The sequence below is a fragment of the Mesorhizobium sp. M7A.F.Ca.AU.001.01.1.1 genome (assembly GCF_004022735.1).
GTDB classification, from domain to species: domain Bacteria; phylum Pseudomonadota; class Alphaproteobacteria; order Rhizobiales; family Rhizobiaceae; genus Mesorhizobium; species Mesorhizobium ciceri.
In genome coordinates, this window is sequence record NZ_RZPF01000230.1 from 1 (window position 1) to 8,503 (window position 8,503).

Sequence of the window (8,503 nt, forward strand, 5' to 3'; positions counted from 1 at the left end):
AGCTTCGGCCAATCGGCGCCATGCCTGCGAAGCAGCGTTCGTGCCTGCTTGGGGTCAATTTCCGTGAGCTCGACCAGATGTTCGACCTCAAGGTCCTGGCCCTTCGCAACCCGGCTTGCCTCGTTCGCTTTTCGTTGCATCTCGACGACCCTCTGCTGAGACAACATGAACGAGCGCTGAGAGTGCGCGTTCCAGAACTTCATACAAAAATCGCGACATCGATTAAATCAGTCGGATTGCGCCACTGAGGCGGGCATGCCCTTCTGCTGCGGCTTTCCGATTTGTCCAATGTGGAGAACCCGAGCTGGTCGCAAATGGCGGCGGCATCTTCGTGCGTCAGTCCGGCCACGCGGCATTCGGTTTCGTCGCCGCTCCGTTTGGTGTGCCGGCGTTCGGCAGCATTCTGTCGCAGCAAGTCCTATCGCACGTTATCTCATCAGCTTGATCTGAAGCGAGATGCTCAGCCTCAGAATCCTGTCGCCATTTTCGTTCCGCACTTCAACAAATACTTGCTGCCCGTCCACCTCGGTCAGTGCATCTCTCGTAAGGTCGATAAGGCCTTCGAAGCCTACGCGGCGCACCTCCTCCAGACCGGCACATTCGATGCCGATTTCGTCCTGGATGACCACATCGTGATCGCCACTATCAAAGAAAAATCGTGCCATCCGAAAGCTTCCGTCACCACTAAGCTGCGGGGTTCCTTTGGTGCAGGTACGTCGTTTCGAAATCACCTGCACGAGTGAGGCCGGGCCAATCAAGAGCCTGCACCCTTGGGCCTGTGGTGGCGATGAGGCCTCTACGTCGAAGTTCCTGAAGCATTCGGTTGACGTGGACTGTAGACAAGCCCAATGCATCGCCAAGTGCTGCCTGGGTAATGGGAAGATCCGCGACGTGATCCTGGATGCGTCCAACCGAGCGCAAGCGAAAGATCAGTTCGCACAAGATGTGAGCCATGCGCGTATAGGCCTCGCGTCGTCCCACATTCGTAACCCATTCCCTGTAAATCGCTGCATCGATCAGCGTCGAGCGCCAAAAAGCCGTGGCGATTCGGGGATGCTGTTCGCAAATGGCGCGAAGAGCGTCATGTCGCATGAAGCCCAGTCTGGCTGCTGTCAGGGTCGTGAAATTGCAATCCATGACCGACAGATGCAGTCCGTGCAGATCGGGAATGTCCCCAGCCACAAAGAAGGATGTAATCTGCCGTTTGCCATCGCCGGTAAGTTTGGTGGAACCGAGCAGGCCATCCAAAACCACGAACGAATTGACAGGGCGGTCACCCTCACGCACCAGGTCGTAATTGGCAAGAAAATCCTTCTCCTGAATTTGGATGTCTTTCAAAACATCAATATCGCCCTCTCGGAGATCCGAGATGCTCTGGAGCTTGCGGATAAGTACATCCGAGGATGAAGTGGGTGACAAAGTGGCTACCTAGCTGATGTTGGTTATCGAACTTGCATCCGCGTCAAAAGTTCCGGATAGCCGTAACGAGGCGCCGGACTGCTGGTCGGGAACTGGGAATTCAGGATGCCGAGGCAGGTCCTTGGCCGGGACTTCATTGCACGGGGCACAGGAGTGCTGCACACCCATAATCGAGCCCCTCGAGCAGCGCATTAACCTATGACATAGGCTGCGCTCGCAATGGTCGCTGCGACATCACATGAGGTGGTTGATCCGCCAAGGCCTGACGCTGCAACCTCACCTATGAGGGCCAGATGGCTCCGGCCAGGCATCAGGCAAAAGGCGTCTCACCTGAAGCGAGAAATCCGGCCTTGCAAATGGGCATCTCAACGAGCCCGCTTGAGGTCCGGCCGCGCAATGTCGCCACACGGTTGACGAGCGGCTATCTATTGGCGTCACTCATGGTTCATCAGGCGTCTCCAAAATCCGGCCTGGTGGGGAATCGAACTTTCTGCCGATCAGCGGGCTTTCGGATATGTCCGTCGGAAACGATGTGGAGAAATTGATGCGGAACCTTATACTGGCCTTCGCAGCACTTGCCCTACCCGCGTGCCAATCGGCTCCTGAACCGCTGCAATCCGCCGCTATCGAACCTGCTGCCATTCCCTCCCAATCCGCCTTGGATCCTGCCGTTGTTCCCCCCGGCCCGGCAATAATGGATCAATCCGTGGCAATCATTCCTCCTTCAAAGGGCGTTCCAACAAAGTACGCTGCTTTTTCGGGCAATTGGGTCGGGCGATTGGAAGGCACATATGAAGGTAAACTGTCTGTTCAATCTGTTTCTTCAAACGGAAAGGTGACCGTAACCTACGCATGGGGAATTCTGAGCGATGACAATCCGGGTGAGGCCGCGGGCGAAGGAAAAATTGTAGGGAATACGTTGAAGCTGGGGCGCCTCCCGAATGGCGCGGACGTCAGTTTTAGGATGATGCCCGACGGCACGCTGTCCGCAACCCATACGCTCGCCGGCCAGACCTATACGGGCATGTTCATCAGGCAGTGATCAAAGAAGATACGGCCGCGTTCCCGCGGTTTTTGATCCGAGCATCCCGCGCCCTTGGACCATCTCCCATAGCGGCCCTTGAAATGCCAGTCCCTGGCGTCATAGCCGCTACGTTCGAGGACCGTGGCGGCCCCGGACCGAAGCATTTCCTCAACATGGAGGTCAGGAGACCCGCCTGACCGCCCACGTCCCAAAACACACCACCGATGCCAATCCCCATTAATTCTGAGGGGCTGCGGGGCGTTTCGGCGCGGCTTGCACGGGGTTCGCGCAGGTTCTGTTGGGACCCGGTTTGCGTACGTTATCGAAGGTGTGCGGTGTTGGTTCGCCCCAGGTGGACCTGCTTTGCACCGCCTGCGACAGTCCCTAGCGAATGGCGCTATCCTCGCTGCCGCGAATCGGACGCGGGCTTTTTTCTTGTTTCGTGAAACGAAAGGTCATTCCGCAAGTTGGCTTCCCAAAGGAGGAACCCAATGAAAAAGGATGGCGATGGCCGAGTCGAAAAGGGCAATCAGCAATTGCTTGCCCGACGTCTGTCTGAAGAAGTCGGTATTTCAGAGCCGGATGCGCGCGGTCTGATCAAGCTTATCGGCACGGATTGGAATTCGCTGCTTCGTGAAGCCCGATTTCTGAAAGAGAGGCACTAGAACGCTTCTGCCGGTCACATGATCTCGACTGAAAATATTATTGCTCTCGCGGCGGTAGTTTCTGGGCGCCGCCGGCTGTGAGCGAAGAACATGCTTCCGCCCCATCGGAGGGTGTCATGACTGCTCCCGCTACCACGCGCCTTTAGAAGGCAGCGTCGACGACAAAACCCGTGTGATGTGGCTGCTGCACTCCGGAGCGCACTTCGAAGAAGCCACTTTAAAGACATGCTACGGGGTAGAGGCTGTTGAGCCGCGCACCTTATGGCTGGATCATCTCATTGCCAGAACAGGACCGTCCAAGGGAACTGCTGCAGGTGGCGCCTGGTGGGATATTGTCACTGGCATCCGACGAAGGCTAGTGGGTCATACCTCGGCCGGGCCCGCACTATTGGTCCGTCCATGGCGCGGCCTTCTTGGGAGAAGAGATTGACCCGTGGGTACGGGTTGGCTCACGCGCGACTGTGTCGCGTAGCGTCGCAGGCGGACCGAAGCGATGGCGCGATGAAGAGGCGCAGGCCAACCGCCGTTGATCTTCAGGCCGTAAGCCCGGCCCCACACCTCAAACGTTGAAGCCGTTCGCTCGGCACTCGACGCCGTGCCCGTCAGAGGCGTGAGCCTTGACCGTGGGTTCATCTGCAGTGACTGGCAAAGGTAAGATCATCCGAGCCGGCGCCGCATCCCTCCATACAGCTTGCGGCTTGCTCAACTGCGACTGATTTATGCCGATCGTCCGCGCGTTGCGATGGCACCTCGTAGGAAGGGTCTGCCCGGATAACCGGCTCCAGATCGTGGGGGAAGTTCGGCGCATGGACAGGCAGTGCTTCGGCCGAATTGTCGCCCTTTTGAGCCATCGCTGGAAGGATTTCAGCGATCTCGACCAGGATTTCCTTGAGCAGATGTCTCATCTGCGCGCCCGCCCTGCGGCCCCTTGCTATGGCGATCAAACTTGCTGACGTAGCCAATGTTCCCGCTTGAGCTGAATGGCGCGCGCTCTGCCGGCAAAGATCGAAGGAGCGGCTTGACGCGACGGGCCTCGTCCCTCTCGCCTGCATGATCGATATTGGAAAGTCGAAATTTGAACGGACTGTTGCCTGCCTTCGCCGGAGCGTTGGATGATCCGATCACGGCATGTGCCTGACCCCCGACTTGCCTCGCGCAGCTTCTTCCCTGGCTGCTGTCTGCCTCTGACGGGGTCGACGGGAACAAAGGCTCGATCATCCGGTTTGGAACCATCCCGTTAAGCACAGGACGAAAGTGCAGCCTGGCGGATGAGATACGGCAGCCGGATTGCTCATGGCTGCTTCGATCTGCATTCGGCAGCCGAGACTGAGCCCAAATGCCTGCAGGAGACTTCGTATGAGCGAAGCACGACACAGCGAAGGCAATGAGGTGACTTCGATTGCGGGCACGTCGCCCTTCGCCAGTTTTTTCATGGCTGGCTTTGAGTGCTCGTCGCACCGGCGCAAGGACGGCGTCCGCCTCGATCTTATCCGTGCGACCTCGCACTATTTGCACGCCCTGGGCGACTACCGCCGTTGCGCCGAACTCGGTCTTCGTACCGTCCGCGACGGGTTGCGCTGGCACCTCATCGAAACCGCTCCTGGAAACTATGACTGGTCAAGCTGGACGCCGATGGTCGAAGCAGCGCAATCGGCAGGTGTCCAGGTCATCTGGGACATCTTCCACTACGGATGTCCAGACCACGTTGATCAAGGGTCGATGCATTTCATCGATGCCTATGCCTCGTTCGCTGCAGAAGCTGTGAGGGTTCATCGTTCAATCGCCGGTACAGCGCCTTTGTTGTGCCCGATCAACGAAATCTCGTTTTTCGCCTGGGCTGTTGAGGTTGGCTATTTCCCGCGCGTTGGCCCGAAGAAGCGGGGATGGTTCAAGAGGCACCTCGTGAGAGCTGCAATAGCTGGCGTTCGCGCGATGCGCGAGGTCGATCCCGCTTGCAGATTTGTCTGGGCCGAGCCGCTTATCCACATTGCCCCTCGCGACCGGACGCGGACCGAACGGCGTCGGGCCGAAAATGCCCGTCTCGGACAGTTCGAAGCTTACGACATGCTGCTGGGCCGGGCAGAGCCCGAGTTGGGGGGCAGCGACGATGTTGTCGATGTCGTTGGCCTGAATTTCTATCCGCACAATCAGTGGTACCTCAACGGGCCGACGATTCCCATGGGGCACCACGAGTACCGTGCCCTATCCGAGATGCTGATCGAGGTCGCGCATCGATATGGCAAGTCGATGTTCATCGCCGAGACCGGCTCCGAGGGATCAGGCGGGGCGGCGTGGCTCCATTATGTCTGCGACGAGGTGCGTGCCGCAATTGACCTCGAAGCGCCGATCGAAGGTATTTGCCTATACCCGATAACCGCCTATCCGGGCTGGGACAATTCGCGGCATGCGGAGGTGGGATTGTTTTCGGTCGTCCAGGCGGACGGCAGTCGGCACGTCCGCAAGCCCATCGCGCAGGAATTGGCCCGCCAGCGAGCTTTGTTCGCGGCGAACCTGACGCGTTAATACATGAGCGGCACGAGGGATGTTGCGAGCGCCTGTCGGCGCCGCCTTGCCACGCTCGATGCTCCCAGGTACGTCCGGGTGGCGAGCTACAGCGCCCCTTCGGCCAACGACGCCTTCCCCGCGCTCGCCCATTCCGGGACGCTCTTCTGGATGCGGGCGAAGGTTGCCAGGGCCTGCCCGACCACCTGATCCATGTTGTAGTAGCGGTAGGTTGCCAGGCGACCGACAAACCACACGTCGGGACAGGTTGCGCCAAGCGCTTCGTAGCGCTTGAAGAGCTCTTCGTTTTCGGCCCGCGGCACCGGATAGTACGGGTCCCCGATATCGGTAGGATATTCGTAGGTCAGACTGGTCCGCGCGTTCTGCTGGCCGGTCAGATGTTTGTACTCGGTGATGCGGGTGTAATCTTCCGTCTGGGGATAGTTGACGACGGCAACCGGCTGAAACTGCTCTTGGTCGAGGGTGACGTGCTCGAAGCGGAGCGAACGATAAGGAAGACGCCCCAGCCGCCAGCCGAAGTACTCGTCGATCGGGCCGGTATAGATCAGGCGGTTGAACGGTATCTCGTCACGAATTTCGCGGAAGTCGGTCTGCAGCATGATCTTGATGTTCGGATGGTCGAGCATGCGCTCGAACATCCTCGTGTATCCGCCGGCAGGCATCTTCTGGAAGCTGTCGCTGAAATATCGGTCATCGCGGTTGGTCCTGGTCGGCACTCGTGCCGTCACCGATTTGCTCAGCTGGTTCGGATCGACGCCCCATTGCTTTCTGGTGTAGCCACGGAAGAATTTTTCGTAGAGTTCGCGTCCCACGGTGCTGACGACAACATCCTCGGCCGTTCGCACGTCCTCTACCGTTTCGCGTCGCGACGCGAAGAACTCCTCCAACTGTGCAGAATTCAGTTCGAGGCCATAAAGGCGGTTTATCGTGTCGAGATTGATCGGGATGGGGAGCAGTATCCCATCCACCGCCGCCAGAACCCTATGCTCGTATGTGCGCCATTGGGTGAACTGCGAGAGGTAGTCCACGATCGACTGGCTGTTGGTGTGAAAAATATGTGGCCCATAGCGGTGGATGAGGATGCCGGCTTCATTATAGCAATCATAGGCGTTGCCGCCGACATGGCTGCGGCGATCGACCAAGAGAACGCTTTCATGACGCTGCGAGGCTATTCTTTCGGCAAGCACGCTGCCGGCAAACCCCGCGCCGACGATCAGCCAATCGAACATGGCTATGCGCTCCTGCGCAACGGGACGACCTTCTTGCGTCGGTAGGCGCCCTCAATGTGAGCGGCCATGGCCGTCCATGTTCTTTCCCACGACATGTCAGCCAGATAGGCATCGACTTGCGGCAGCAGCATCTCACGCGGTCGCAAAAGCATGGAGCGCAGCTTGCTCTCCAAGTCGTCACTGTCGGCGATTTCCACCAGTCCAGCAGCGCCGTAGCTGCGCACGACGTCAACGATCGCCGTCGAGATTACGGGCAGGCCCGCAGCCAGGAACTCTGGCGTCTTGGTTGGGCTGATGAACCGGGTCGCCTCGTTGAGTGCAAACGGCATCCAGCCGGCATCCCAATGGCGCAGATAATCGGGCAGGTCGCAGTAGGCCTTGGCACCCAACCAATGCAGGTTGTCGGCCTTCGGCAGGATTGCAGGATCGATTTTGACCACGGGGCCAATCATGACGAAATGCACGTCCGGCATCGTCCGCGCCGCTAGCGCCACGAGTCCGGCGTCCAGCCGCTCGTCGATGACGCCGAAATACCCCACCCTCGGGTGAGGAATGCCGGCCTGATCGGCTGGGTCCTTTCCTGGCAGCCTTGCCTTGTGAAAATGTTTCACGTCGATGCTGCTCGGAAAGGGGTAAATAGCCTGATGCAGGCGGCGCTTGGTCTCGAACAGGCTCAGGCCACCGGTGAAAACGAGATCGGCGCGGCGCAGAAGTGCCTTTTCCATCTGCGCCAGTTCGGGCGGCGCATTCTTGAAAGCGGAGAGTTCGTCCATGCAGTCGTAGACGCATATGTCTGGGTCAAGAAACTCCGTGAAGCGGAGAGCCATCGGCGTGTAATACCAGGCGATCAGCCGGCTGTGCGGCATAGAAGCTATGATCTGCTGAACAAACCTCCGCTGCACGGCATCTGATTTCGCGGCCGACGCGCCGAGCGGCAGCACTGGTGTCACGATCAGGATGTTTGGCGATGCCTCGCTCGTCCGCATCTGCGGCTGTGGCAGTTCTTCGAAAACAGGCTCCTCAAAGTAGACCACTCTCTGCTGCTCTGATGCGAGGGTGAGGATATGCTGCGGCCGTTGATGAACGAAATTCCATCGCAAGTGGGAGAAGCAAACCAGTAGATTTTCCCTGCCAGTGTGTTTACTGGCGGATACCCTGCCCAAGGCTGCTTCCATTGAGATGTTCCTTCCCGTAATCTTTAGTTTATGTTACGACTAACATTTGTTAAGCGCGGATCGAGGAGAAATAGACTTCGATGCCAGGTCCTAACTTTCCAGCGCGTGAGTTGTTCCAAGGTGAAGTGAAGAGCTCTCGGTCACCGCTCGGATGACGAATGCGACCATATTTCCGCGAAGCTGAGAACGCTCGCCGCGCATCGCCGGGCTTTGAAAGCGTGAGCGACGGCGGAATGTCGGTGGAGAACGGACCTGCCGTATTTGCGTTGAAGTCGCTGGCTATAAAATGTGCAGGACATCAAGTTGATTCGCCCGCATCGCTGGCGAGTCCGTGCCAGGCGAATTCCGGGGCTGATATGAAGATCGACTTTGCGACCAACGTTTTTCCGCTGTTTCATCCGCAAAGCGTGGATGATCTCAAGGACCCTTGCCCCGTCTTTGATGGCAGCCTGTGGCACGTCTTCGGCT

At 58.4% G+C, this 8,503-nt stretch carries 9 protein-coding genes and 1 pseudogene; 4 read left to right on the top strand and 6 right to left on the bottom strand.

Annotated features, from left to right (window positions below; genetic code table 11):
* The 3 genes from EN884_RS38980 to EN884_RS15890 form a co-directional block, all read right to left on the bottom strand.
* Positions 1-203 (bottom strand): hypothetical protein (locus tag EN884_RS38980; RefSeq protein WP_206617600.1); only part of this gene is annotated, 203 nt, incomplete at its 3' end.
* Positions 204-428: 225 nt separating this feature from the next.
* On the bottom strand, positions 429-665 hold the full coding sequence (locus EN884_RS15885) for a hypothetical protein (protein WP_013525122.1): 237 nt from the start codon (positions 663-665) through the stop codon (positions 429-431).
* 19 nt (positions 666-684) lie between these two features.
* Positions 685-1,419 (bottom strand): Crp/Fnr family transcriptional regulator, encoded by a 735-nt coding sequence (locus tag EN884_RS15890; protein WP_013525123.1) that lies wholly within the window; start codon positions 1,417-1,419, stop codon positions 685-687.
* A gap of 544 nt (positions 1,420-1,963) precedes the next feature.
* On the opposite strand from EN884_RS15890, the gene EN884_RS39555 reads away from it, so the two are divergent.
* Both EN884_RS39555 and EN884_RS15900 read left to right on the top strand, forming a co-directional pair.
* Positions 1,964-2,461 carry a hypothetical protein gene (locus EN884_RS39555; protein WP_013525124.1) on the top strand — a complete coding sequence of 166 codons (498 nt, stop codon included), beginning with the start codon at positions 1,964-1,966 and terminating at the stop codon, positions 2,459-2,461.
* Between the two features lie 473 nt (positions 2,462-2,934).
* Positions 2,935-3,108, top strand: coding sequence for a hypothetical protein (locus EN884_RS15900; protein WP_013525125.1), 174 nt, complete (start codon positions 2,935-2,937; stop codon positions 3,106-3,108).
* Between the two features lie 629 nt (positions 3,109-3,737).
* On the opposite strand, the gene EN884_RS15910 is transcribed toward EN884_RS15900, so the two are convergent.
* Positions 3,738-4,013 carry a hypothetical protein gene (locus EN884_RS15910; protein ID WP_082826808.1) on the bottom strand — a complete coding sequence of 92 codons (276 nt, stop codon included), beginning with the start codon at positions 4,011-4,013 and terminating at the stop codon, positions 3,738-3,740.
* A gap of 388 nt (positions 4,014-4,401) precedes the next feature.
* On the opposite strand from EN884_RS15910, the gene EN884_RS15915 reads away from it, so the two are divergent.
* On the top strand, positions 4,402-5,631 hold the full coding sequence (locus EN884_RS15915; protein WP_245491937.1) for a beta-glucosidase: 1,230 nt from the start codon (positions 4,402-4,404) through the stop codon (positions 5,629-5,631).
* An 86-nt stretch (positions 5,632-5,717) separates the two neighbouring features.
* Here the strand turns inward: EN884_RS15915 and glf are convergent, their stop codons facing one another.
* Positions 5,718-6,860, bottom strand: coding sequence for a UDP-galactopyranose mutase (glf, locus tag EN884_RS15920; protein WP_063170784.1), 1,143 nt, complete (start codon positions 6,858-6,860; stop codon positions 5,718-5,720).
* Positions 6,861-6,862: 2 nt separating this feature from the next.
* Positions 6,863-8,035 (bottom strand): glycosyltransferase, encoded by a 1,173-nt coding sequence (locus EN884_RS15925; RefSeq protein ID WP_024504622.1) that lies wholly within the window; start codon positions 8,033-8,035, stop codon positions 6,863-6,865.
* Positions 8,036-8,193: 158 nt separating this feature from the next.
* On the opposite strand from EN884_RS15925, the pseudogene EN884_RS15930 reads away from it, so the two are divergent.
* A pseudogene (locus EN884_RS15930) lies at positions 8,194-8,503 on the top strand (hypothetical protein); the annotation flags it as partial.